Annotated in this window: 18 protein-coding genes; 10 read left to right on the top strand and 8 right to left on the bottom strand. The window is 23.8% G+C overall.

Features of this window, described 5'->3' with window-relative positions; genetic code table 11:
* The first annotated feature begins 854 nt into the window (after positions 1–854).
* From ftsA to mtnN, 4 genes are all read left to right on the top strand, one after another.
* Entirely contained in the window at positions 855–2,108 is a 1,254-nt protein-coding gene (gene ftsA, locus AB4W63_RS00880; protein ID WP_367681141.1) for a cell division protein FtsA, read from the top strand.
* Entirely contained in the window at positions 2,108–3,301 is a 1,194-nt protein-coding gene (gene ftsZ, locus AB4W63_RS00875; protein WP_367681196.1) for a cell division protein FtsZ, read from the top strand. The genes ftsA and ftsZ overlap by 1 nt, the downstream gene beginning before the upstream one ends.
* A gap of 123 nt (positions 3,302–3,424) precedes the next feature.
* Positions 3,425–3,760, top strand: a complete 336-nt coding sequence (gene erpA / locus AB4W63_RS00870; protein WP_367681140.1) for an iron-sulfur cluster insertion protein ErpA — start codon at positions 3,425–3,427, stop codon at positions 3,758–3,760.
* A gap of 135 nt (positions 3,761–3,895) precedes the next feature.
* The gene (gene mtnN, locus AB4W63_RS00865) at positions 3,896–4,555 is read left to right on the top strand and encodes a 5'-methylthioadenosine/S-adenosylhomocysteine nucleosidase (RefSeq protein ID WP_367681139.1); all 660 of its coding nucleotides are present in this window, start codon (positions 3,896–3,898) and stop codon (positions 4,553–4,555) included.
* Between the two features lie 223 nt (positions 4,556–4,778).
* Here the strand turns inward: mtnN and lpdA are convergent, their stop codons facing one another.
* The 5 genes from lpdA to truA form a co-directional block, all read right to left on the bottom strand.
* Positions 4,779–6,200: a dihydrolipoyl dehydrogenase gene (gene lpdA / locus AB4W63_RS00860; RefSeq protein ID WP_367681138.1), complete on the bottom strand. Its 1,422-nt coding sequence runs from the start codon at positions 6,198–6,200 to the stop codon at positions 4,779–4,781.
* A gap of 80 nt (positions 6,201–6,280) precedes the next feature.
* Positions 6,281–7,561, bottom strand: coding sequence for a 2-oxo acid dehydrogenase subunit E2 (locus AB4W63_RS00855; RefSeq protein ID WP_367681137.1), 1,281 nt, complete (start codon positions 7,559–7,561; stop codon positions 6,281–6,283).
* 32 nt (positions 7,562–7,593) lie between these two features.
* The gene (gene aceE, locus AB4W63_RS00850; protein ID WP_367681136.1) at positions 7,594–10,269 is read right to left on the bottom strand and encodes a pyruvate dehydrogenase (acetyl-transferring), homodimeric type; all 2,676 of its coding nucleotides are present in this window, start codon (positions 10,267–10,269) and stop codon (positions 7,594–7,596) included.
* Positions 10,270–10,574: 305 nt separating this feature from the next.
* Positions 10,575–13,100, bottom strand: a complete 2,526-nt coding sequence (secA, locus tag AB4W63_RS00845) for a preprotein translocase subunit SecA (RefSeq protein WP_367681135.1) — start codon at positions 13,098–13,100, stop codon at positions 10,575–10,577.
* A 235-nt stretch (positions 13,101–13,335) separates the two neighbouring features.
* Positions 13,336–14,115, bottom strand: coding sequence for a tRNA pseudouridine(38-40) synthase TruA (truA, locus tag AB4W63_RS00840; RefSeq protein WP_367681134.1), 780 nt, complete (start codon positions 14,113–14,115; stop codon positions 13,336–13,338).
* 387 nt (positions 14,116–14,502) lie between these two features.
* On the opposite strand from truA, the gene dksA reads away from it, so the two are divergent.
* The 5 genes from dksA (at position 14,503) to thrC (ending at position 22,128) form a co-directional block, all read left to right on the top strand.
* Positions 14,503–14,958: an RNA polymerase-binding protein DksA gene (dksA, locus tag AB4W63_RS00835; RefSeq protein ID WP_367681133.1), complete on the top strand. Its 456-nt coding sequence runs from the start codon at positions 14,503–14,505 to the stop codon at positions 14,956–14,958.
* A 413-nt stretch (positions 14,959–15,371) separates the two neighbouring features.
* The gene (gene pcnB, locus AB4W63_RS00830) at positions 15,372–16,586 is read left to right on the top strand and encodes a polynucleotide adenylyltransferase PcnB (RefSeq protein WP_367681132.1); all 1,215 of its coding nucleotides are present in this window, start codon (positions 15,372–15,374) and stop codon (positions 16,584–16,586) included.
* A gap of 838 nt (positions 16,587–17,424) precedes the next feature.
* On the top strand, positions 17,425–19,881 hold the full coding sequence (thrA, locus tag AB4W63_RS00825; RefSeq protein WP_367681131.1) for a bifunctional aspartate kinase/homoserine dehydrogenase I: 2,457 nt from the start codon (positions 17,425–17,427) through the stop codon (positions 19,879–19,881).
* Positions 19,882–19,898: 17 nt separating this feature from the next.
* Entirely contained in the window at positions 19,899–20,828 is a 930-nt protein-coding gene (gene thrB, locus AB4W63_RS00820; RefSeq protein WP_367681130.1) for a homoserine kinase, read from the top strand.
* A 7-nt stretch (positions 20,829–20,835) separates the two neighbouring features.
* The gene (gene thrC, locus AB4W63_RS00815) at positions 20,836–22,128 is read left to right on the top strand and encodes a threonine synthase (protein WP_367681129.1); all 1,293 of its coding nucleotides are present in this window, start codon (positions 20,836–20,838) and stop codon (positions 22,126–22,128) included.
* A gap of 110 nt (positions 22,129–22,238) precedes the next feature.
* On the opposite strand, the gene ychF is transcribed toward thrC, so the two are convergent.
* The 3 genes from ychF to AB4W63_RS00800 all read right to left on the bottom strand — a co-directional run bounded on the left by ychF (position 22,239) and on the right by AB4W63_RS00800 (position 24,647).
* Entirely contained in the window at positions 22,239–23,312 is a 1,074-nt protein-coding gene (gene ychF / locus AB4W63_RS00810; protein ID WP_367681128.1) for a redox-regulated ATPase YchF, read from the bottom strand.
* A gap of 29 nt (positions 23,313–23,341) precedes the next feature.
* Positions 23,342–23,878, bottom strand: coding sequence for an aminoacyl-tRNA hydrolase (gene pth, locus AB4W63_RS00805; RefSeq protein ID WP_367681127.1), 537 nt, complete (start codon positions 23,876–23,878; stop codon positions 23,342–23,344).
* 157 nt (positions 23,879–24,035) lie between these two features.
* On the bottom strand, positions 24,036–24,647 hold the full coding sequence (locus AB4W63_RS00800; protein ID WP_367681126.1) for a Fe-Mn family superoxide dismutase: 612 nt from the start codon (positions 24,645–24,647) through the stop codon (positions 24,036–24,038).
* Between the two features lie 377 nt (positions 24,648–25,024).
* Here AB4W63_RS00800 and rnt point away from each other — a divergent pair, with 377 nt between their 5' ends.
* On the top strand, positions 25,025–25,669 hold the full coding sequence (gene rnt, locus AB4W63_RS00795) for a ribonuclease T (RefSeq protein WP_367681125.1): 645 nt from the start codon (positions 25,025–25,027) through the stop codon (positions 25,667–25,669).
* The last annotated feature ends 47 nt before the right edge of the window (positions 25,670–25,716 follow it).

The following is a 25,716-nucleotide window of genomic DNA, read 5'->3' as shown; positions in this document are numbered from 1 at the left end:
AATAACATTGCTACAATTTTTATCAATTCCTATATAAAATAAAGTTATTATACAGAAAATAAAAAAATTATTTAATTAAACTGAAATTAATTTAAATAATTTAAACCTAAAAATATTTTTTTATAATTTACCTCATACAAAAATAGATATTATTTATCTATAACATGCTACTTTAATATTAATAATTTAATTACATTTTTTATAAAAATACACATTTATACTAATTTTCTCATTTAAATTTCAAACAAAAACATAATTTAACTATATTAAATTTACTTTTTTAAATACTTTTAAAAAAGTAAAACTACTTATTATATTTGTTTTTTTGTAAAAATAAATTTAAAATTTTAAAATATAATTATTCATATTTAATTCTTAAATGAACTAAAACAAATTTATTATTTAAATTACGTGTATACTAATCAATTATTCAAAATCTAATTTTTTAAAAATAATATTGTCAAAATATATAACTAAAACTTTTCACAATATTTAACTTAATAATTCATACATAAAAAATATTTACTAAAATTAAATTTAATATTTATCCTATACATATATACATACATATATACATATATACATATATACATATATATATATTATATTTAATATTTTATTTAAATAGCTCTATCTCTTAGAACTTGCTAATTAGATTAAACCAATAAAACAATTATTTATCACTGAATTTTAATATTACAATGATCTTTTATAGAAAACATATTTATACATTAAATAATCTATAATATGATGTATTTATTACTTACATATATATATATAATAAATCTTTAACTATTCAAGTGATCTAATAAAATTGATTACCACAGCATTTATTTACAGTATGGACTAAAAGTATGATTGATGCACAAAAAAAACAACTAGTAGTTGGATTAGATATTGGTACTATGAAAATATCAGTTGTAATTGGAGAAATATCTAAGAAAGGTATTAATATTGTCGGAATAGGAGAATCTAAATCTAAAGGAATTGAAAAAGGATTTGTTAATAATTTAAAATTAGTAACTAATTGTTTAAAAAAAGCATTATTCCAAGCAGAATTAGTTTCTAAATGCAAAATAAAATCTGCATATGTAACTCTCTCTAATAAATATATAGATTCTAAAAATGAAATAGGAATTATTCCGATTTCTAAAAATAAAGTGAATAAAAATGACATTAATCATATAATTCATACAGCTAGTTCTATTAAAATTGATAACGACTATCAAATAATACATATTATTCCACAAGAATATTCAATAGACCAACAAATTGGAATAAAAAATCCAATGGGTTTACGTGGAAAAAGAATGGAAGCAAATGTACACATCATTACATGTCATAATAATATACTAGAAAATATTCAATATGCTACAAAAAAAAATGGAATTGTAATAGATAAATTCATATTCTCCGGCATAGCTTCTGGAAAAGCTGTACTTACAGACGAAGAAAAGAATCTAGGAGTATGCATGCTTGATATAGGAGCAGGAACTATAGATATCACTATATATATATACGGATATTTATATTATAGTAAAGTCATTCCATATGCTGGAAACATGGTTACTAACGATATATCTTACGCTTTTTCTATTTCCATTACTGAAGCAGAGCATATCAAAATAAAATACGGGCATGCAGATCTATCTAAAATACCAAAAAATAAAAATCTAAAAATATTAGATACCCAAGGTAATGTATTTTCTCACATCACGATGGAAAAACTAACAGAAGTAATTGAAGCAAGATACATAGAACTACTTAGTTTAGTACAATCAGAAATAGAAATAGCAGAAAGAAAATTAAAAAACAAAAATCATTCAGCTGAACTAAAATCAGGTATAGTTATAACTGGAAACGCATCTCAAATAAAATCTTTAACAACATGTTCTTATAATGTATTTAATAAAAAAATAAGAATTGGATTTCCATTAAATACCGATAATGAAAAATCTATTCTTTCTATACCAAAATATTCTACTGCTGTAGGACTATTACACTATGGAAAAAAAAAAATTGAACAAAATCAAAACGTTAAGAATACTAATACACTATTAAACAAATACTTTAAAAAATTATACAATTGGTTATATAAAGAATTCTAATAAATCTACATGTACATCAATTTACTAAAAAGGAGAAAAAAATGTTTGAACAAACTCAACTAACTAACGATGCCGTTATAAAAGTCATTGGTGTAGGAGGAGGTGGAGGTAACGCTGTCGAACATATGGTTCGCGAAAAAATAGAAGGAGTAGATTTTTTTGCTATAAATACAGATGCTCAAGCACTAAAAAAAATTGAAATATGTCAAACAATTCAAATTGGTAATAATATTACTAAAGGATTAGGCGCTGGATCTAACCCAGAAATAGGTAAGAATTCCGCAGAAGAAGATAAAGAAGCTTTAAAATCAGCACTAGAAGGATCTGATATGGTTTTTATAGCAGCAGGAATGGGAGGAGGAACAGGAACAGGAGCAGCTCCAGTAGTTGCTGAAATCGCAAAAGATTTAAACATTTTAACAGTAGCTGTAGTAACAAAACCTTTTTCATTCGAAGGTAAAAAAAGAATGATCTTTGCAGATCAAGGAATAGTAGATTTATCTAAACATGTGGATTCTTTAATAACAATACCTAACGATAAACTATTAAAAGTTCTTAGTAGAGGAATTTCTTTGCTAGACGCTTTTAGCGCTGCTAACAACGTACTTAAAGGAGCAGTACAAGGAATAGCTGAACTAATCACAAAACCTGGATTAATGAATGTTGATTTTGCTGATGTAAGAACAGTTATGTCTGAAATGGGACATGCAATGATGGGAAGCGGAATAGCGGAAGGTGAAAATAGAGCAGAAGAAGCTGCAGAAATAGCTATTTCTAGTCCATTATTAGAAGATATTGATTTATCAGGAGCAAAAGGAGTACTAGTTAACATAACCGCTGGCTTTGATTTACGATTAGATGAATTTGAAACTGTAGGTAATACTATTAGATCATTTTCTTCAGATAATGCAACTATAGTTATTGGTACTTCTCTCGACCCTGATATGAATGAATCGCTAAGAGTAACAGTCGTAGCTACTGGGATTGGAAATGAAAGATACGATGACTATCCATCTGTTCAAAATATATCGTCTAAAGAATTATCTTCTGACTACAGATGTCAAAACATTACTAGAAAAGTTTTTTCTAAAGAAATTAAAAATAATGAGAAAAATAAATTCAATAACCAAAAACAAAATAACAAAAAAACTCAAAACTATTTAGATATTCCTTCTTTTCTCAGAAAAAAATAATTTTAATAATAATAAAAACTTTAAATATTCATAAATACTCGTTATCATAAATAATTATTTAAATAACTAATAACTTTACATTATACAAAATAATATATTCCACAATTTTTAAATTTATATAATATGAAAAACAAAAATAATTACCATATAAATATTACTCAGTCTGCTATAAAAAAAACAAAAAAAATTTTATTAAATAAAAATTTAAATTTAAGAATCTACATTACTGGAGGAGGATGCAACGGATTTAAATATAATTTTAAAATTGACAAAAAAATTCACAAACATGATACTATTGTAAAAAATTCAGGGATTTCTTTTGTTATAGATCCTATCAGTATACAATATATTAACGGTGGAACAATCGATTATTTAGAAAATTTTACAGGATCTATATTTTCTATTAAAAATCCAAACGCAAAAAAAACCTGTAGTTGTGGAGAATCTTTTAGTTCATAAATAAATATATCATTTATAAAATTTTATTTACTTTCACCTGACTAAATAATAATAAAATATTTTAAAAATTATGAAAAAAATAAAAATTGGAATTATTGGCGCAACATATGAAGAAATAAAAAATATAAAAAAAAAATGCAACCATATAAAAAAAAAACTATAGAAAATCACAATTTTTATGATGGATATATATATAATATAAATGTCATTTTAGTACACTCAGGAATCGGAAAAGTTTTTTCTAGTATAATGTCTACCTTGCTCATAAAAAATTATTTAGTCAATGGAATTATTAACATTGGATCATGCGGAAGATTTAACAAAAAATTAAACATAGGCGATATTATCATTTCTGATTCCGTTCAATACCATGATGTTAATTTAGAATCATTTGGTTATAAAAAAAACCAAATAGCAGGGTGCCCACAAACATTTCACTCATATTATCCATTTGTTCAACTAGCTCAATATTGTTCAAAATTGTTAAAAATAACATTTTATATTGGAAAAATGATTAGTGGGGATTCTTTTATTACAAATATTAAAAAAATTAACATTAAAAATTTAAAAAAAAAACCATTATCAATAGATATGGAATCAGCTTCTATAGCGCAAGTATGTTTGTTTTTTCAAAAACCTTTTATATCTATCCGTAGTATTTCTGATTTTTCAAATAATAACTCTGTTTTTAGTTATTACAAAAATAAAAAAAAATCCATAAAAAACTACTCTAATTTAGTTTTGAGTATGCTTGAAAATATAAAAAAAATTAAATTATCTTATAATAAAAATTAATTTTAAATTGCTATATTAAAGAATAAAATAATTCCTTAAATTTTAAGAAAAAATAATTTTATACAAAAAACAAAGTTAGTCATATAACTACATATTTAAATTTCTAAGGTTAAATTGTAAAAAATAAACCACATGCCCGTGCAATCTACAATAACTACCATGCACGAGCTAATCCAATTAAAGCAATTTTTTATAAGGTTATAAGCATGCTAATTTAATTACATTAAATTTTGCTTTTTAAATTAGGAACATCAGTTACGCTACCTTGAAAAATTTGAGAAGCTAAACATATTGATTCACTTAAAGTAGGATGAGCATGTATAGTTAAAGCTATATCTTCAGCATCACATCCCATTTCAATAGCTAATGTGATTTCTGATAATAATTCACCAGCATTATTACCTATAATAATCCCTCCAATAATTTTTTTTGTAATTTTGTTAAATATTAATTTAGTTAAACCACTAGAAGAATTAGAAACAATTGCTCTTCCTGAAGCAATCCAAGGAAAAACACACATTTCATAACTTATATTTTTCTTATTTGCTTCTTTTTCATTAACACCAACCCATGCTATTTCAGGATCTGTATAAGCTACACTTGGAATAACTTTTGGATCAAAATATACATTCTTACCAGAAATAACTTCCGCTGCTACATGACCTTCATAAATTCCTTTGTGAGCCAACATTGGTTTACCTACTACATCTCCTATTGCAAAAATATGGGGTATATTTGTTCTTTGTTGATTATCTACTTTGATAAAACCAAATTTATCTAATTTTATTCCTAACAAATCAAGATTAAGTTTAGAAACTGAAGGAGAACGTCCTACTGCAGATAAAATATTATCATATTTATTTACATATATTTTTCCTTCTCTATTTTTCATAGTAACAACAAAAAAACTATCTTTATCTTCTACATTTAAAATAGAAGTATTTGATTTATAATTAAACATTTTTTTCGATAAATTTAAATAAGTAGAAACAATATCTTTATCCAAAAATGGTAAAGTAACCTGGCTGCTATCTACTATCTCTACATGAGAACCTATAGCACTATATACAGTTGCCATTTCTAACCCTATTATTCCTCCTCCAATAATTAATAAACGTTTTGGTATATATTCCATACTTAATGATCTTGTCGAATTCCATATTTTAGGATTTTTATAGTTTAAATAAGGTAACTCTATAGATTTTGAACCAACAGCAATAATTGCATATTTAAAATGAACTATCGAAATCTTTTTTTCTGAAACTATTCTTATACTACTATCCGTTACAAACTCTCCTAACCCTAAAACAACTTCGACATTTCTCCTTTTAGCCATTAAAGAAATATTAGAACTAATACTTTTTATTTTTTCTTCCTTCCATAATCGAAGTTTTTCTATTTCAATTACTGGACTATTAAAAAAAACTCCTTGACGTGACAAATCATTAGCTTCTCTAATAACTTTAGCGATATGTAAAAAAGCTTTCGAAGGAATACAACCAACATTTACACACACACCTCCTACATGAGAATAACGTTCTACTAATACAGTACTTAAACCTAAATCTGCACAACGAAAAGCAGATGAATAACCAGCTGGACCAGAACCAATTACTACTACATCAACATTATATTCAAAATTCATAAATAAACCCTTAGAAACTAATTCAACATATATAAAAAATAAATTTTACTTATATCAATATATTACTCTATAAAAAATTATTAATAAACTGTTAATAACGCTACATTTGATAATAATTTTATTATCAAATTTAAGAAATTAACTGCATATACTCCATTAATTACTCGATGATCATACGATAAAGATAAAGGTAAAATTAAACGAGGTAAAATTTTATCAATAACCCATGTCGGCTTTAAAGAAGCACGTGAAATTCCTAATATACCTACTTCAGGACTATTAACTATAGGAGTAAAAAAAGAACCTCCAACTCCTCCTAAATTAGAAACAGTAAAAGTAGATTCTTGAACATCTGATAGTAATAATTTTTTTTGTCTAGTTTTTTCAGATAAAAGAAAAACTTCCTTCGCAATATCCAAAATAGATTTTTCATTCGCTTTTTTTAAAACTGGAATAAATAAACCTTCTTTACTATCTACTACTATCCCAATATTTAAAGATTTTTTAAACAATAAACTAGATGTAGTATCCGAATAAACACTATTAAATTTAGAAAATTTTTTCAATGCACAACATAACGCTTTTATAATAAAAGGAAGATAAGTTAACGAATACAGATTTTCTTCTTGAAAAAAATCTTCTGAAAAACTCTTTTTCAATTTATTTAACTCCGTAATATCAGCTTCGGCAAACTGTGTAACATGGGGAACTGAACTCCAATTTTTTTTTAATTGACTAACAGCACTCATCTCAACTCGATTAAAAAAATATCTATTTTCTTTTTCTAGATTCAATCCAGAAGAAGAATTTTTTACAAAAACATTCTCTTTACTACTAGATAAAAATAGTGTAGAATTATCTTCTCGTCCCTTAAGATATACCTTAATATCTTCTTTAAGAACTCTACCTTTTCTTCCTGTTCCTTTTATCTCGCTTAGCTCTACTTTGTACTCTCTTGCTAATCTTCTTACTGTAGGAGATGCATGGCTATCCTCTCTTTCTTTATTACTCTTTCTCTTTCTCTCTTCCTTGTCTTCTTCTTTCCTCTTCTCCTCTCTTCCTTTTTGACTTTTCTCTACCTTTTGATCCTCTTCTTTCTTGTTTTCTTTTTCTTCTTTACTTGTTATATGTTCGTCTGATTCTATTTTTATGAAAGGTGTTCCAGTCTTGATTTTTTGTCCTATTTTTACTAAAATCTCTTTTACTTTACCTTTTACGGTTGAAGGTATATCTATAGAAATTTTTTGCCCTTCTACTGTAATTAAAGTTTGCTCAGGTTTTACTTTTTCTTCTTCTTTTATTTCTATTTCTGTTACTTCAACTTCTTCGTTTCCTATCTCTGGTATAGTATATGTTTTCATTTTTTTTTTTTTTTTTAGTTTATTTGTGAAAATTAGGCTGTTCTTGGATTTATCTTTTTTGGATCTATATTAAATTGAATTATTGCTTTTTCTACTATTTCGTTTTTTATTTTTCCTTTTTTAGCGAGTTCATTTAAAGCTGTTACGACTATGAAAAATGGACTTATTTCAAAGTGTGATCTTAAATTTTCTCTACTATCGGATCTTCCGAATCCATCGGTTCCTAATGTGCGATATGATTTTGTAGGAATATAACTTCTAATTTGTTCCGGGTAGGATTTAATGAAATCAGTTGCAGCTATAGTCGGAATTTTTTGCATTATTTTTGTAATATAAGGTATTTTTTGTGGTTTTTTTGGATTTAATGTATTCCATCTGTCACAGTCTTGACCCTCTCTAGCTAATTCTGTAAATGAAGTCGCACTGTAGATTTCAGATCCAATATTGAAATTTTTACTTAGAATTTTTCCTGCTTTTATTATATTTTGAAGGATTGATCCTGAACCTATTAGTTGTACTGTATATTTTTTTCCATGAATACTTTTCAGTTTATAAATTCCTTTACATATTCCTTCTTTTATTTTTTCTTTTTTTTCTTTTTTTATTTCTGGCATTTTTATATTTTCATTAGAAGTAGTGATATAAAAATAAACATTTTCTTGTTTTGGTCCATACATTCTTTCTATTCCGTTTTGAATGATTATAGCAAGTTCATATGCATATGCAGGATCATAGGATATACAATTAGGTACAGTAGAAGAATATATGTGGCTATGACCATCTTCATGTTGCAAACCTTCTCCATTTAATGTAGTTCTTCCGGATGTTCCTCCTATTAAAAATCCTCTAGCTTGTTGATCTCCAGCTGCCCAAAATAAATCACCAATTCTTTGAAATCCAAACATAGAATAATAGATAAAGAAAGGTATCATAGGGTAGTTGTTACTGCTATATGAAGTAGCTGCTGCTAACCAAGAAGATGCTGCACCTAGTTCGCTTATTCCTTCTTGAAGTATTTGCCCTGTTTTTTCTTCTTTATAAAAAGAGAGTTGTTCTTTATCTTGAGGTGTATAAATTTGTCCTTCAGAATTATAAATTCCAATTTTTCTAAATAATCCTTCCATACCAAAAGTTCTAGCTTCATCCGCAATAATTGGAACTATTCTTTTTTGTATTTTTCTATCCTTTAGTAAGATATTTAAAATTCTAACAAAAGCAATAGTAGTAGAAATCTTTTTTTGTTGTTTTTCCAATAATTTTTCAAAACTATTAATTTTAGGTATAGATAATTCATCAGAGAATTTTATTCTTCTTTGTGGTACAAATCCTCCTAATGCAATTCTTTTTTTTATTAGATATTTGTATTGTTCAGATGTTTTCTTAAATTTTATAAATGGTAAAGAATTAACTTTATTATCTTCTATTGGTATTTCAAGTTTTTTTTTTATTCTTAATAGTTCTTCAATATTTATATTTTTTACTTGATGTGCAGTGTTTTTGGCTTCTGCACTTTTTCCTAATCCATATCCTTTGACAGTATGAAGTAAAATAACTACTGGTTTTTTTTTGGTTTTTTTTGCTTTTTTTAAAGCATTAAAAATTTTTATTGGATCATGCCCTCCTCTATTTAGGTTCCATATTTCTTGGTCTGTCATATTTTCTACTAATTTTTTAGTTTGATCATATTTTTCAAAAAAATATTTTCTTATATATTTTCCATTTTTAGATTTAAAATTTTGATAATCTCCATCAACTGTTTCATTCATTAATTTTATAAGTTTTCCAGTCTTATCTTTATCTAATAATGAATCCCATCTGCTACCCCATATAACTTTAATGACTTTCCATCCAGATCCATTAAATGTGTTTTCTAATTCGTTTATTATTTTTCCATTACCAATAACTGGACCATCTAATCTTTGAAGATTACAATTGATAACAAAAATTAAATTGTCTAATTTTTCTCGGACTGCAATGTTTAGAGCTCCTTTAGATTCAGGTTCATCCATTTCTCCATCACCTAAAAAAGCATATACAGTTTGTTTAGATGTATCTTTTAATTTTCTATTTTTCAGATATTTTAAAAATCTTGCTTGATAGATGGAACAAATAGGTGATAATCCCATAGAAACTGTTGGAAATTGCCAAAATTCTGGCATGAGTTTTGGATGTGGATAAGAAGATAATCCATTACCATTTATTTCTTGTCTAAAGTTATTCATTTTTTCTTCGCTTAATCTATTTTCTATAAACGCTCTAGCATAAATTCCTGGAGATATGTGTCCTTGAAAATAAATTAGATCGCCACTATTTTTTTTGTTATCTGCTTTAAAAAAATGATTAAAACATACTTCGTATAAAGTAGCTACAGATTGGAAAGATGCTAAATGTCCACCTAAATCTAAATTTTTTTTTGAAGCTCGTAAAACAAGAATAATTGCATTCCAACGTACTACATTACAAATATTTTTTTCTAATTTTAAATTTCCTGGATACTTTTCTTCTTTAGAATAATGAATAGAATTTATGTAATCATTATTAAATTTTTTTCTGCAAATTTTAATTCCATTTATTTTTGCTTGTTTAATTAATTTTTTTATTATAAATTGAGTTCTTCTACTTCCTTCTTTATCAATCATTGACTGTATTGCTTGTATCCAGTCTTTAGTTTCAAGCGGATCTACATCTTTATAGATATCATTAGACATAGCCTAACTTTCCTTAATTTATTTTATATTTTTATTTATAAAAGTTTAGTTTAATAATTTTTTAAAAATGATTAATTTTGTCTATATAATAGTATATAGTAATTATATGTAATATTTTACTACAGATTAATTTTGATTTTTAATTGCAATAAAAATTTTTCATTTTAGTAATTTTTTTAATATTTTTAATTATTCTAAATTATATTTTTTTAAATTTAAGTATTTATATTTTTTCTATAAGAAAATTATATATTTTAAATTTTTTTTATTTTATTGAATTTATATAAACAAAAAATAAATTTTAGTTAATTAAATTTTTTTAAAAATATATTTTTATTATCATATAAATTAGTAAATAATTTGCTAAAGGTAGTAATTATTTTACATTTTAGTGTTTTTAGTAAATGAATAAACATTTCAAATGATTCTCTTTTGTATTCTTGTTTAGGATCTTTTTGTGCATAACTTCTTAGGTGTATTCCTTTTTGTAGATTTTCTATAGATGAAAGGTGGTCTATCCATAGTAGATCTAGTGTTTTTAAAAATATTTCTTTTTCAAAATTTTGTATTTTTTTCTTTCCAATTATTCTTTTTTTGAAATAGTGGTATAATTTGAAATAGTTTATAATTCTTCTGCTAATTTTTTTTGAAGTTAAATTTTCATTTTTTTTGTACCATTGAGTTATAGGTATAGATAGGTTGTATTTTTTAATTAAAAATTGTTCTAATTCTAGAATTGATTTTATTTTTTTTTTCTTAGATATTTTTTTTGGAATAAATTTATTAATAGTTTTCTCAAAAACATCTTTAGCAATAGTGTCTATTATTTTACATATATCTTTTGATTTTATTATTTGATTTCTTTGCGTATATATAGTTTTTCTCTGGTAATCAATAATGTTATCATATTCTATTAGTTGTTTTCGTATATGAAAGTTTCTCATATCTATTTTTTTTTGAGCGTTTTGAATACATTGATTAATTAACTTATGTTTTATTGGAACTTTTGGATTAACAACTAATTTTTTCATAAGATTAATAACAGTTTTTGAGGCAAAAGTTTTTATTAAAGAATCTTCTAATGATATGTAAAATTGTGAAGAACCTATATCTCCTTGTCTTCCTGCTCTTCCACATAATTGGTTGTCAATTCTTCTTGATTCATGTCGTTCTGTTCCAATGATATGTAATCCGCCTACTGCTAATACTGAGTTATGATTTTTTTTCCATTTTAAAAAGTTTTCTTTTTTAATGTTTTTCTTTTTATTAAAGTAAAAACTTCCACCTAATACAATATCTGTTCCTCTTCCTGCCATATTAGTAGCAATGGTAACCATTCCTAAAGTTCCTGCTTCTGCTATTATTTCAGCTTCTTTTTTGTGTGATTTTGCGTTCAATACATTATGTTTTATTCCAATTTTTTTTAATTCGTTAGAAATAATTTCAGATTTTTCAATAGAAATAGTTCCAACTAATATGGGTTGTTTTTTTTTTACACAATTTTTTATATTTAAAATTATTGCATTCATTTTTTCTTTTTTATTTACGAAAACTAAATCTGGTAAATCTTTTCTTATCATAGGATTATTAGTTGGAATAGCGATAGTGTTTAACTTATAAATTTCGTAAAATTCTTTTGATTCAGTAACAGCAGTTCCTGTCATTCCAGATAATTTTTCGTATAATTTAAAGTAGTTTTGAAAAGTAATAGAAGCTAATGTTTGATTTTCATTATTTATAAATACTTTTTCTTTTGCTTCTATTGCTTGATGAATTCCATCTGACCATCGTCTTCCTGGCATAATTCTACCTGTATGTTCATCTACTATGATTATAGATTTATTTTTAACAATATAATCTACGTTTTTTTTAAACAAATAATGAGCTTTTAAAGCTGCTATTACATGTTGAATATAAAAAAAATGACTAGATAAATATAAAGATTCTTTTTTTTCAATTAATTTTAATTTGATTAAAATATTTTCTATTTTTATTAATCCTTTTTCAGTTAAATGAATTTGATTTTGTTTTTTATTTATATAAAAATCACCTATTTCATTATTTTTTTCTATTTTTTCTTTTTTTTGCAATTTTAATCTATGTATTATATTATTTATTTTTAGAAAAAATAATGCTCTATTTTCTAACGAGTTAGATATTATTAGAGGAGTTCGGGCTTCATCTATTAATATTGAGTCAATTTCATCTATTAATGCATAATGTAAATTACGTTGAATTCTTTCTTGTGAATGAAAAACCATGTTATCTTTTAAATAATCAAAAGCATATTCATTATTAGTTCCATATGTAATATCAGCTAAGTATGCTTTTTTTTTTAATTCTTGAGACATACCTGAAATGTTGAGTCCTACAGTTGTTTTTAAAAGTTTAAAAAGAGGTGTGTTGTTTTCTGCGTCACGTTTAGCAAGATAGTCGTTCATAGTTACTATATGGACTCCTTTTCCGATTAAGGAGTTTAAGTATGCAGGTAAAGTAGAGGTTAAAGTTTTTCCTTCTCCAGTTTTCATTTCAGCAATACTATGATTATTTAATACTATTCCTCCTAATAATTGAACGTCAAAATGTCTCATTCCAAATATTCTTGTACTAGCTTCTCGGACGACTGAAAAAGCTTCTGGTAATAAATCGTTAAGGCTTTTTCCTGATTTTAAAGATTTTTTAAAATAATCAGTTTTATTTGATAACTGTTTATCAGTTAATTTTTTTATATTTTTTTCAAAGGAGTTAATTTTTTGTACTATTAATTTAAAATTTTGTAGTATTTTATCATTTTTATTAAGAAAGAAATTTTTAAATAATTTTTTAAACATGTTATGTTTCTCATTTAAATATTTAATTAAGTTGATAGTATTTTTTATTACTTTATATAATAGGATTACTTATTTTTTTTTATATAGTTTAATATTTTTTAATAGTAAAACTATAATTCTTTAAGTTATAAATTTTTTTTTATTTCTAGTTTATTTAGCTTAATACATTGATGTATTTAGTAATACAATTTTTATTAAGGAAATTATTTTTATATTAAATTTATTTATAATTTTTTTATAGTACAAATTGTGGTTTTTTATTTTTAATAAAATTAAATTTTATTGGATAATTAACATAAATTAAGTTTAGTCCAGAAGATTTTGCTGTTATCCCTGCTAATCTTCTATTTTTTTTTTTTAAAACTTTTTGTATCCAATTTTCAGGTTTTTTATTAGTTCCTACTTCAATTAAAGAACCGACTATATTTCTTACCATATGTTGTAAAAATGAATTTGCTTGTATATTAATAATTATTAAATTTTTAAATCTAGATACTGATAGATTCATTATTTTTCTATAAGGACTTTTAGATTGGCAATATGTAGAACGAAAACTAGTAAAATCGTGTTCTCCTATTAAATATTGTCCTGAGTAATGCATTTTTTTTTCATTTAATGGTTTAAAAAAATGATAAGAATAATCATTTAGTAAAGCTGATCGTAGTATACTATTATTAATAATATATTGATATTGACGAGATGTGGCACTATAACGTGCATGAAAATTATTTGGAACTTTTTTTATCCAACAGACAGAAATATCATTAGGTAATTTAGAATTGACTCCAATAGTCCATGCTTTTTCTGTTCTTTTTGATGTTGTTTGGAAGTGAATTATTTGACCAGAACTATGTACCCCAGTATCTGTTCTTCCAGCACAAATTACTTTTATTTTTTGATTAGCAATGTAACTAATAGCTTTTTCTAATGTTTCTTGAATGGTTATTACTTCTTTTTGGTTTTGCCACCCATGATAATTTTTTCCGTTATATTCGATACCTAAAGCAATTTTCATATATTTTTTTTTTTTATAGTTAAATATAATAATATATTTATTAAATGTATTTAAATGTAGATTACGTTATAGATTAAGATAATAATCTATAAAATATATAATTTTTTTGTGTAAAAACAATAAAATTAAGAAAATTTTGTTTTAAATTAGAAATTTCAATTAGTAATTATTATTTTAATGTATTTTTTATATATTTATATTTTTGTCGAAGTATATTTAGTATATGATTTACAATTAAATTTATGATTTATTACAAATTTAATTTGTATAAAATATAATCATAGATTGAGTTTAAAAAAAATAGTAGATATAACAAATACTTGTATTTTTTTTTAAACTTTTGATATTTATTATTATTTTAAACAATATTTAATATTAGAGAATATAATGTATAAACGAAAAAATAGTAAAGTTTCATCTTTAAGTATATTAGCTATAGCTGGAGTGTGTTCTTATACAGTTAAAAAAGATGAAGAATATATGAATATATTTCAAAGAAACCATTTTAAAAAAATTTTAACAGCTTGGTATTTACAAATAAAAAAAGATGTTTGTTCAACATTATCAACTATGCAAGAAAAAGCTTCAAATTTTCCTGATCCAATTGATAGAGCTGTTCAAGAAGAAGAATTCAGTCTTAAGCTAAGAAACAGAGATAGAGAAAGAAAACTTATAAAAAAAATAGAAATTACTTTAAATAGATTAAAAAATAATAAATTTGGATACTGTAGATGTTGTACTATAGAAATAGGGATTCGAAGATTAGAAGCTAGTCCTATAGCTGATTTATGTATTGATTGTAAAACGTTAGCCGAAATGAGAGAAAAACAATTAATGGGATAAAGTAGTTTTAAATTAAACGGGGTAATTTATCCCGTTTTAGTTTACTAAAATAATAGTTTTTTTCATATGAATATTTGGAAAATAGTAGTTTTTATGTTTTGCTTATTGTTTTCTAACTTCATTACTTTTACAAAATTAAAGTAATTTGAAAAAGTGTATAATATTACATTATAAATCAATTTAATATAGGCGTAAAAGTATAGTGTTAATATTTTTTACTTTTTCTTATTTAAAAAGAATTATTAAAACTTTAGTAAATGATAAAATTATTAATTTATTAAAAATAATTTTAGAATATGACTATGTATCATTTTTATTAAAAGATTAATTTTAACGTTTTTATTTAATAAGAATAATTGCAAATTAAGTAGTTAACATTGATATTTGTATTAATATTTACAGAAAATAATATAATGATTCTTACAATTTTTAAATACCATAATATTTCTCGAAAAAAAATAAGTGAAAATGCTATTAAAGTATTATATAGATTAAATAAATCAGGTTTTGAAGCTTATTTAGTAGGAGGTAGTGTTCGAGACTTAATTTTAGGAAAAAAACCTAAAGATTTTGATATTACTACAAATGCTACTCCTGTACAATTAAAAAAAATATTTAAAAATTCTAGATTAATTGGTCGTCGTTTTCAAATAGCTCATATTATGTTTCGTTCTGAAATTATAGAAGTATCCACTTTTAGAGGAAATGTAAAAAGTGATTTGCAGAATATAGCAAATTATTCTACAAAAAGAACTAAAAACGGAATGTTGTTACGTGATAATACTTTTGGGAATATTGAAGAAGATGCCCAGAGAAGAGATATAACTATCAATACTTTATATTATAGTATGACTGATTTCACTATTAAAGATTATGTTGGAGGAGTTAAAGATTTACAAAGAAAGATTATTCGATTAATTGGTGATCCAGAAACTAGGTACAGAGAAGATCCGGTACGGATGTTACGTGTAATTCGATTTTCTGTTTCATTAAAAATGAAAATAGAAGAAAGAACTAAACAACCTATAGTAAAATTATCTAATTTATTGTACAAAGTACCTTCAGCGAGGTTATTTAATGAATCTATAAAATTATTTTATACTGGATGTGGTTATAGTATTTACAAACAATTACGAAGATTTTCTTTGTTAATACCTCTTTTTCCATTTTTATCTTCTTGTATAAAGAAAAGGATAATCTATCCTATAGAATTATTAACTATGCAAGCTTTAAAAAAAACAGATTTTTATATTCATAAAAAAATAAAAGTAGAACCTGCTTTTTTTTTCTCTGTTCTTTTATGGTATTTTCAAGTAAAAAAAACTTTAGAAATTAAAAAAGAGAAAAAGTTTTCTTATTTTAAATCTTTTTCTATTTCTACAAACAATGTTTTAGATTATGCTTCTGTAAAATTAGCTATGCCAAAAAAAATGATTTTGTTTATAAAAGAAATTTGGATTTTACAAGTTAATATGTTTAAATTCCCTAAAAAATTTAGTCGTAACACAATTGATAAAAAAGTATTTTATCCTGCTTATGATTTAATGTTATTAAGAGATAAAGTAGAAAAAAATAGTGATTTGAAAGACTACTCGTATCTTTGGATGGCTTCGTATTTAAAAAAATAAATTTTTTTTAAAAAAATACATGTATATTGTATATAAAATTTTCAATTTAAATATAACTATTAATTCTATTTATAAAAAATATGTTATGCTAATTTATAAAAAAATTAGCATTCCGTTTCTTTAACAAAAAATTTATATTTTTATGACAATAATTTTAATAAATATTTTGTTATAGGTAATTGGAAAAATATATAATGAATATGCATGTAGTATAAAAAAATTTATTTATAATAAAAAATTGAAAATTTTCATTTTTTGATTAAAAGTTTATATTTTTATGAAATGGTATTAATAGATTTTTAAATAATTATTTTGTTAGTCGTCTTTAAAAATATATATAAATAGTATTTATATTGTTAGATATATATAGTAATATTTAATATGTATATATTTAATAATATCGAATGTTTAATTTTTAGTATAATTAAAATATTTTTTAAGGGTAAATAATATGTTTATATATTTTTATTTTTAAAGATCGAACTCTATATATAAAAATATTGAATTTTTTATAATTGTTATTATTTATGATTAGTAAATATACACATATTTCTAGAATTCAATTTTTTATTAACAAACAGTTTTTATTTTTATAAAGATATTTTTATTAATATTTTTATAAAATAGTTGAATATTAATTTTGATTTAAATTTAAAATGCTTTAGTTCTAATAACTAAAATAAATTCTATTCTTAACAAGAATAATATTTTTTAAAATTTATTTAAAACATTTCGTTTTATTGAATATATACATAAATGTATATGTTTTAATATTTTTAATAAATGTTAATATTAAAAATAGGTAAAATTAATTTATTAGTTTAGGAGCATTTTATATATGCGAACATTAAAATTTGGTGGTACTTCTCTAAAAGATGCTCAAAGTTTTTTAAATGTATTTCAAATAATTGCAAAAAAAACAAAACAAGAACAAATTTCAGTTGTACTATCAGCACCTGCTACTGTTACAGATAATTTAGAAAAATTAATTGATATAGCTGTTCGCAACGAAGATTTTACATGTAAGTTGAATATTATGTATCAATTTTTTTATAAATTATTATTAGAACTTTATTCTGAAAAATCGAATAATTATTTTGATTCTTCAGTATCTTTGCTAAAAAAATTATTTAAAAAAATTAAAAATTTATTATTTTGTATAAGTTTTTTACAGGAATGTTCAAAAAAAACCTATGCAAAAATAATGTCTACAGGAGAAATTTTTTCTATAGAAATAATGAATTTTTTATTTTTATCTAAAGGTTTTACTGTTAAAGTTATAGATCCTGTAGATGTTTTTTTTTCTGTAATTAGTAGTTCAGGAAATGTATTTATCAACATTAAAAAATCGCAAAAAAGAATAAAAAGTTTAAATATTTCGAAAAAAGATATAATATTAATGCCAGGATTTATTGCTGGAAATTCTAGAAAAGAATTAGTTTTATTAGGACGTAATGGTTCAGATTACTCTGCTTCTGTATTGTCAGTTTGTTTAGATTCATCACATTGTGAAATATGGACTGATGTAAATGGAGTATATAGTTTTGATCCACGAATAATAAAAAAAGCTAAATTGTTAGAGTATCTTTCATATGATGAAGCAATAGAATTGTCTTATTTTGGTGCAAAAGTATTACATCCAAAAACGATTAAACCATTAAAAAGTTTTAACATATCTTGTTTAATAAAAAATTCTTTAAAACCTAAAGAAAAAGGTACTTTAGTATCTAATAGTACATTAAATAGTTATTCTTCATGTATTAAATGTATTACTCATCTTAATAAAATTACAATGGTAAAAATTTGTACTATTAGTAATGAAGAAAATTATAACGTTTTTTCTAGAGCTTTTTCAAAAGTATTTAGCAATAATGAATTATCAATTTTATTAGTGAAGAAATCATTTTTCAAAAATGAAATTGTTTTTTATATTTATGATAAATATAAAGAGCATTTGCAATATGTGTTAGAAAAAGAGTTTGAATTAGAAATTAAAAATCAAGTTATATATCCAATTTCTATAATAAGTAGTTTATCTATAGTTTCAGTTGTAGGTATCAATAAACTTAATAGATTAAATGTTTTTACCCAATTTTTTTCTGTATTATCTGATTTAAAAATAAATATAGTGGATTTAGTTTATGGTATGTCATGGAAATCTTTATCGATTGTAGTAGAAGAAAAATTTCTTCTGCGAATAGTAAAATTCTTACATGAAAAATTGTTTTATAACAATAAAATAATAGAAATATTTTTAATAGGAGTAGGTAATGTTGGAAGCACATTACTAAAACAAATATATAATCAGCAAAGTTTTTTAAAGAAAAAAAATATTAATTTTAAAATTTGTGGAATTGCAAATAGTAAGTATATGTTGACAAATATTAATGGAATTGATTATAAACAATGGAAAGAAAAATTATTAAATAGCAGTATGTCTTTTTCCATTGATTTATTAATAGATTTTAAAAAACATAATACTTTATTTAATCCAGTAATAGTTGATTGTACTTCAGATGTTATGATAACAAAAAGTTATTGTAAATTTTTTAAAAATGGATTTAATGTTGTAACTTCAAATAAGAAAGCAAATACGTCTAGTATGAAATTATACAATGATATTAGAAGTACTGCTTGTAAATATAAAAAAAATTTCTTATATGAAACAAATGTAGGAGCAGGTTTACCAATTATTAAGACTTTAAAAAAATTATTAATTTCTGGAGATTATTTAATTAAGTTTAAAGGTATTTTATCCGGTTCTTTATCTTTTGTATTTGGACAATTAGAAGAAGGGATGTTATTTTCTAAGGCTGTTATAAAAGCACAAAAAATGGGTTTTACTGAGCCTCATCCATATGAAGATTTATCTGGTATAGATGTAGCTAGAAAGTTATTAATATTGTCTAGAGAAGTAGGTAATTATATAGAATTAAAAGATATAAAAATACAGTCTATAATTCCTCAATATTTTGAAAATATTAAAGATAAAGAAAAGTTTATCAATAAATTAAAGGAGTTAGATACATATTTTTCAAATCTTGTAGAACGAGCAAATCAAGAAGGAAAAGTATTACGATTTGTTGGAACTATTGATAAAAATAAAGAATGTTGTGTTAAGATTCATTTTATAAAAAAAAGCGATCCGTTATATACAGTTAAAAATGGAGAGAACGCATTATCTTTATATAGTAAATATTATAATCCTCTTCCGTTAGTTTTACGTGGGTATGGTGCTGGAAATAATGTTACTGCGTCTGGAGTTTTTTCAGATTTAATTTGTACATTATCGTAGAAGTTAGGAGTAGAAAAGTGGTAAAAGTTTATGCGCCAGCATCAATTGGTAATATTAATGTTGGATTTGATTTATTAGGTGTAGCTATATCTCCTATTAGTGGAAAATTATTAGGGGATTGCGTTTCAATTAAAGTGTCTAAAAAATTTAAAATAACTTGTTCTGGTTATTTTTCTGATGAATTACCTAAAGATTTAAAAAAAAATATTGTTTTAAAATGTTGGATTCTTTTCTCTAAAACTATTAAAAAAGAAATTCCTGTATCTATAAATTTAGAGAAGAATATGCCTATAGGATCAGGTCTAGGATCTAGTGCTTGTTCTATAGTAGCTAGTTTAGTAGCTATGAATATTTTGTTTGGAACACCGTTATCTCCTAAAGAAATATTATATTTAATGGGGAAATTGGAAGGAGAAATATCAGGAAGTATACATTATGATAATGTAGCTCCATGTTATTTAGGTGGATTACAGTTAATTATTCATAAAAAAGATATAATATCTCAGTCTATTCCTAGTTTTAAAAAATGGATTTGGATTATAGCTTGGCCTGGTACTAAAGTTTCTACAGAATTATCTCGTTCTTTGCTTCCTAATGTATACTCAAGATCGATTTGTATTGAGCATAGTCGGAATTTATCTAGTTTTATTCATGCTTCATATACTAATCAATCTAATTTAGCGGCTAAGTGTATGAAAGATCTTATAGCTGAACCGTATAGAAAAAAAATATTACCTAAATTTTTAGAAGCTAAAAATTTAGCTATGGATTTAGGTGCTTTATCATGTGGAATATCTGGATCTGGACCTACTTTTTTTAGTGTATGTCAAGATATTACAGTAGCTAATGATATTGCTACGTGGTTGACAAAGAATTATTTAGATAATGATAGAGGTTTTGTTGATATTTGTCGTGTTGATACAGTAGGAGCACGAAAAATAAGGTAATATTAATATGAAGTTATATAATTTAAAAGATGCTACAGAAATAGTTACTTTTTCACAAGCTGTTCAATTAGGTTTAGGTAATAATCAAGGATTGTTTTTTCCTAAAAAATTACCGACAATTAAAACATCAGATTTAGAAAAAGTACTTGATATGGATTTTATTTATCGAAGTACTTTTGTTTTATCTATGTTTATAGGTAATGAAATACCTTTTAATGAACTTGAAAAAATTGTCAAGAAATCTTTTTCATTTTCAAGTCCTAAAATAAGAATACTGAATCAAAGTATTTCATGTTTTGAGTTGTTTCATGGTCCAACTTTAGCTTTTAAAGATTTTGGAGCCCGTTTCATGGCTCAAACATTATCTTATTTAAATAAGAAAAATAATAAACGTATTACTGTTTTAACTGCTACTTCTGGTGATACTGGAGCTGCTGTAGCACATGCTTTTTATTTAATGGATAATGTAAAAGTAGTTATTTTGTATCCTAAAGGTAAAATTAGTGTATTACAAGAAAAACTTTTTTGTACTTTAGGTAATAACATACAAACAATATCTATAAATGGAAGTTTTGATGATTGTCAAGATTTAGTTAAACAGGCGTTTAACGATAGTCATTTAAGAAAATATTATGGTTTGAATTCAGCTAATTCAATAAATATTAGTAGAATATTAGCTCAAATCTGTTATTATTTTGAAGCTTTCTCTCAATTATCAAAGAAGAATAGACGAGAATTAATTATATCTGTTCCATGTGGTAATTTTGGAAATTTAACCGCTGGTTTGTTAGCTAAATCATTAGGTTTACCAATAAAGTCTTTTATTGCTGCTACTAATGCTAATGATACAGTTCCGAGGTTTTTATTAAATAAAAAGTGGAAACCTAGAAAGACTATTTCAACCATATCAAATGCTATGGACATTAGTCAACCTAATAACTGGCCTAGAGTAGAAGAAATATTTAGAAGAAAAAAATGGAGTATAAAAAGTTTAGGATTTGGTTCTGTTTCGGACATTGAAACTAAGAAAAAAATTAAAGAGTTATATAGTTTAAATTATACATCTGAACCTCATGCTGCTGTTGCATACAAATTGTTAAAAGAAAAAATAAAAGAACAAGAATATGGTGTTTTTTTAGGAACAGCTCATCCTGCTAAGTTTAAAGATGTTGTTGATGAAGTTTTAAATATTTCTTTGTCTTTACCAAAAGAATTAGCAAGTAGAGAAAAAAGTATATTACTTTCTAAAAATATTAATCCTGATTTTGTTTTATTAAAAGAAATTTTATTAAATCAATAAATTTATATTTCTTCTAGAAAATTATATATTTATTTCTAGAAGATATAAATTTCAGTAATAAAAATAATATATTTGTATTTTATAATATTTAAAATAAATATTTTTTAAAGTTAATTGTTAAATAAGAATTGAATTATATCACCATCTTGAACTATATATCTTTTTCCTTCTAATCTACATTTCCCGAATTTTTTAGCTTGAGTTTCTCCTTTGTAAAAAATAAAATCCATATAAGATATAACTTTTGCTCTTATAAATCCTTTTTCAAAATCAGAGTGAATTTTTCCTGCTGCTGTAGTAGCATAGCTATTTTTACTGATAGTCCAAGCTTTAACTTCTTTTTTTCCGACTGTAAAAAATGTCTCTAATTTTAGTAGGTCATATCCACATTTTATAATTTTTTTTAAATTTTTATATTTTTTTTCTTTTTGTTTTTTTTCATTTTTTATTGAATATGAAGTAGTAGTACTTTTTTCTTGAGTTAGACAAATAGGTATTATTTTTTTGTTTTTTAATGAAGATAAGGATTCTAAAATTTTATTTTGTTTTTTTGATTGATCAGTGTTAGCTACATACATAAATGGTTTTAAGGTTAAAAAATTATATGCAGATAAAATTTTTAGTTCATTCTTATCAAAATCAATACTATTTAACATTTTAGATTGATTCAAATACATTAAACATGAATTTAATAGATTTTTTATTTTATTTATTTCGTTATTTGTTTTTTTTGTTTTTTTTTTCAATTTTAAAATAATTTTTTCACATCTATCTATATCAGAGAGCATAAGTTCTGTTTCAACAATTTCTATATCGTTAATAGGATTTACTTCAGAATATATATGAATAATTTTGTCATCTTTAAAACATCGAACAACATGTATAATTACATCTGTTTCACGTATATTAGATAGAAATTGATTTCCAAGACCTTCGCCTTCTGAAGCTCCTTTTACTAATCCTGCAATGTCTATTAATGTCATTTTTGCAGGAGTAGTAGTGTCAGGGTGCACAATATTTTTAATCATATTTAATCTTTCATCTATTACAGGTACTATTCCTATGTTTGGTTGTATTGTACAGAAAGGGAAATTTAATGCAGAGACGTTCATTTTTGTTAATTTGTTAAATAAAGTTGATTTACCTACATTAGGTAGACCTATTAAACCGCATTTAAATCCCATTTTTATCCTATTTTAATAATGTAAGTATTTTATGTGTAAGTTGATTTTATGTTATTTTTAATTGAATTATTTATTAATAGTTTTTCTTGACTGGATGGAATTGACAATACAAAATTAGATATTGTTGTAGAACTAGCAGGTCTTCCAATTCCGATTCTAATTCTAAAGAAATAATGTTGAGCTGTATTTTTTTGATTAAAATTATTAATTATACTTTTTAGTCCGTTATGACCGTTATGTCCGTATCCTTTTTTGAATTGAACAATTCCTGGTATTAAGTCTAATTCATCATGAACAACTAAAATATTATTCAATTTAATTTTATAAAATGAAGCTATATAAAATATAGGTATTCCACTTAAGTTCATAAAAGAATTTGGTTTAAATAATTTTATTTTTAAATTATTAATTAGAATCGTTCCTATTTCTCCTTCTTTTTTTTTTTTTAAAGATATATTAAAGAATTTAGCTAAATTATTTATATACCAATGTCCAGCATTATGTCGAGTTTTTTCAAATTTTTTTGTTGAATTTCCTAATCCTACTATCATTTTTATATTTTTCATATTTTAACTTGAATTTATAATTATGTTATTTAAAGTTGTAAATTTTACAAGTTTAAATAACAATGTTTTAAGTTTTTTATGATTATGTTAAATTTATATAGTAATTTTTTGAATAAATTTATTTTTATTAAAGTAGTATTCAACTAAAGTATTGTTTTTAAATTCTATTGATAGCTTCGTTCCAATCTACTATATTCCAAAAAGATTTTACATAATCTAGTTTGTTATTAAAATATTTTAAATAATATGCATGTTCCCATAGATCTAAACATAAAATTGGATATCCTTTAAAATTTTTAGTATTCTTTTCCATTAAAGGATTATCTTGATTAATTGTAGAAGTAATACTCAATTTTCCTTTATCATGTAATAACCATATCCATCCAGATCCAAAATGATTTATAGCAGTTTGTTCAAATACATTTTTAAAATGATCTATATTTTTGAATTGAGTTTCAATTTTGTTTTTTAAAATTCCAGAAAGTTTTGTTTGTGGTTTTAAACACTTCCAGAAAAATTTGTGGTTAGCATGTCCTCCTGCATTATTGCGTAGAGTTATTAATTTTTTTGCATCTAGCGGAATTGTATCTAAAGATGAAATAAGTTTTTCAATGGAATTCTCTTGATAATTAATAGAATCTAGAATTGCGTTAGTATTATTTATATAATTTTGATGGTGTTTAGTGTGATGTAGAATCATTGTTTTTTCATCAAAATAAGGTTCTAATGCATTATATGAATAAGGTAATTCTGGTAAGGTAAATCGCATTTTTTTTTCCTGTAGTATAATAAAATAAGTAGTATTATTTTTAATAAATTTAATTTTTACTTTATTTTATTAAATAGATGTAAATAAATAGATAATGTTATTTTTAACGAGAACAATAATATGTTTTTTATAAAAAATATTTGCATTTTACATAAATTTTTTATATAAAATATTATTATATTTTATATAATTTGGTGTTTTATTTGTACTTAAAAAGATTTATTATATAAATTATGTATAAAGTATACACTTTATTTTTTAATTTATGTATATATGTATGTGTTTAAAATAAAAAGGTTAAAATATATATATGTCTGTTATTTTTTATCTATTTTAATAAATAAAATTTGTTAAATATGATTCAAACGAGATGTAATATGTTAAATAATAATAAAAAAAATTCTTTGTCTAGTAGATTTCGTAATTTTTATCCAGTAGTAATAGATCTAGAAACAGCTGGATTTAATCCTCAAAAAGATGCTTTATTGGAAATAGCTATTGTAACATTAAGCATGGATGAAGATGGATGGTTAAAGAAAAAAGATACTTTACATTTTCATATTATTCCGTTTGTAGGTGCATGTATACAAAAAGAAGCATTGGCTTTTAATAAAATTGATCCTTTTAATCCTTTAAGACAAGCGGTAAGTGAAAAAAAAGCTCTTAAATCCATTTTTTCTTGCATATATAAAGGAATTGAAGGAGAAAAATGTAGTCGTGCGATAGTAGTAGCTCATAATGCTGCATTTGATCATACGTTTTTAATTGAAGCAATAAACAGAATAGGAATAAAAGAACATCCTTTTCATCCATTTGTTACATTTGATACAGCATCACTCAGTGGTTTAGTTTTTGGTCAGACAGTTTTAGCTAAAGCTTGTAAAGCAGCTGGTATTTGTTTTGATAATAATCAAGCGCATTCTGCGTTATATGATACATTACAAACTGCTGATCTTTTTTGCGAATTAGTTAATCGCTGGAAGCGATTAGGTGGATGGCCTCCAAACGAAACTAATTTTTAAGAAATAGGTTATATATTTTGATAAAATATAAATGCGTTATGTAATTT

It is taken from the genome of Buchnera aphidicola (Anoecia corni), assembly GCF_964056675.1.
Lineage (GTDB): Bacteria > Pseudomonadota > Gammaproteobacteria > Enterobacterales > Enterobacteriaceae > Buchnera_E > Buchnera_E aphidicola_B.
This window is presented reverse-complemented; position numbering and strand designations above follow the sequence as displayed.

What these genes read in the sequence shown, in the direction of transcription:
- ftsA (WP_367681141.1), top strand. Translation starts at nt 855, where the DNA reads ATGATTGATGCACAAAAAAAACAACTAGTAGTTGGATTAGATATTGGT.
- erpA (WP_367681140.1), top strand. Translation starts at nt 3,425, where the DNA reads ATGAAAAACAAAAATAATTACCATATAAATATTACTCAGTCTGCTATA.
- mtnN (WP_367681139.1), top strand. Translation starts at nt 3,896, where the DNA reads ATGCAACCATATAAAAAAAAAACTATAGAAAATCACAATTTTTATGAT.
- lpdA (WP_367681138.1), bottom strand. Translation starts at nt 6,200, where the DNA reads ATGAATTTTGAATATAATGTTGATGTAGTAGTAATTGGTTCTGGTCCA.
- AB4W63_RS00855 (WP_367681137.1), bottom strand. Translation starts at nt 7,561, where the DNA reads ATGAAAACATATACTATACCAGAGATAGGAAACGAAGAAGTTGAAGTA.
- aceE (WP_367681136.1), bottom strand. Translation starts at nt 10,269, where the DNA reads ATGTCTAATGATATCTATAAAGATGTAGATCCGCTTGAAACTAAAGAC.
- secA (WP_367681135.1), bottom strand. Translation starts at nt 13,100, where the DNA reads ATGTTTAAAAAATTATTTAAAAATTTCTTTCTTAATAAAAATGATAAA.
- truA (WP_367681134.1), bottom strand. Translation starts at nt 14,115, where the DNA reads ATGAAAATTGCTTTAGGTATCGAATATAACGGAAAAAATTATCATGGG.
- dksA (WP_367681133.1), top strand. Translation starts at nt 14,503, where the DNA reads ATGTATAAACGAAAAAATAGTAAAGTTTCATCTTTAAGTATATTAGCT.
- pcnB (WP_367681132.1), top strand. Translation starts at nt 15,372, where the DNA reads ATGATTCTTACAATTTTTAAATACCATAATATTTCTCGAAAAAAAATA.
- thrA (WP_367681131.1), top strand. Translation starts at nt 17,425, where the DNA reads ATGCGAACATTAAAATTTGGTGGTACTTCTCTAAAAGATGCTCAAAGT.
- thrC (WP_367681129.1), top strand. Translation starts at nt 20,836, where the DNA reads ATGAAGTTATATAATTTAAAAGATGCTACAGAAATAGTTACTTTTTCA.
- ychF (WP_367681128.1), bottom strand. Translation starts at nt 23,312, where the DNA reads ATGGGATTTAAATGCGGTTTAATAGGTCTACCTAATGTAGGTAAATCA.
- pth (WP_367681127.1), bottom strand. Translation starts at nt 23,878, where the DNA reads ATGAAAAATATAAAAATGATAGTAGGATTAGGAAATTCAACAAAAAAA.
- AB4W63_RS00800 (WP_367681126.1), bottom strand. Translation starts at nt 24,647, where the DNA reads ATGCGATTTACCTTACCAGAATTACCTTATTCATATAATGCATTAGAA.
- rnt (WP_367681125.1), top strand. Translation starts at nt 25,025, where the DNA reads ATGTTAAATAATAATAAAAAAAATTCTTTGTCTAGTAGATTTCGTAAT.